Source organism: Peribacillus psychrosaccharolyticus ATCC 23296 (genome assembly GCF_000305495.1).
Lineage (GTDB): Bacteria > Bacillota > Bacilli > Bacillales > DSM-1321 > Peribacillus > Peribacillus psychrosaccharolyticus.
Genome location: NZ_AJTN02000122.1, coordinates 1 through 849 on the forward strand (window position 1 = coordinate 1; position 849 = coordinate 849).

Below are 849 nucleotides of genomic sequence, written 5' to 3' on the forward strand. Positions count from 1 at the left end.
ATACCTTCGTAAGGATTATTTTATTTTATTAATATTGCTTAAAAATAAATAGGGAAGGCAAATGGTGCGCCACCGGTTTCCGGTTCTAGTGGGTTCGATTCCCACCCCGAAATTTTTTGATGCAAGACTAAAAAATTTCGAGGGTGGGCAGAGTTTACACGCTACAACTGCCCTCAAAACGGAGGGACGGAAATGTTAAAAAAGAGAGATTTTACCGATTGTTATCCTCTTTATGAGTTAATGACGCATCCAGATGTCTTCCCTTTCGTGCGCCATAAAGTCCAATCATATGAAGAATATGTATTTGTTACTAAGACAACGCTCGAAGAAGAAGACCAAGGAAAACTAATTTCACGTACAATTACTGATGAGTGGGATATGCCGATTGGGACAATATCATTATTTGATATCGAAGACAATGCTGGTTTCCTTGGGACCTGGCTTGGAAAGGAATTCCACGGTAAAGGCTATAATTCAGTTGCTAAGGAAGCTTTCTTTAATGAATTATTTTTTGACCTAGGCATTGAAACCGTCTATATGAGAATCCGCAAAACCAATAAACGATCTTTGCATGCGGCTGAAAAATTGCCTTATTCTGTTCAAGCTAATGAATCAAGAAGATATATCTACGACCAACTGAACGAAAAAGAAGAAATCTATGACTTATACGAAATATCTAAAGATTTATATACCCTTTATCTGCTTCGTAAAGATGATGAAGCAGGGGAGCAGCTTCTCGAAGCCTAATGTGGACCGTATTTATACGGTCCCTTTTTTTATGTTCAACACTAAAGGCAGCCCTTTATGGGCTGCCTTTAGTTTATAGACAAAAGAGGTGCGGAATCGTTC

At 38.5% G+C, this 849-nt stretch carries 1 protein-coding gene; it reads left to right on the top strand.

Annotation, left to right across the window (positions count from 1 at the left end):
- The first annotated feature begins 192 nt into the window (after positions 1 to 192).
- A complete protein-coding gene (locus tag WYK_RS06405) occupies positions 193 to 747 on the top strand; it encodes a GNAT family N-acetyltransferase (RefSeq protein WP_040373718.1) in 555 nt (184 codons plus the stop codon).
- Positions 748 to 849: the final 102 nt, after the last annotated feature.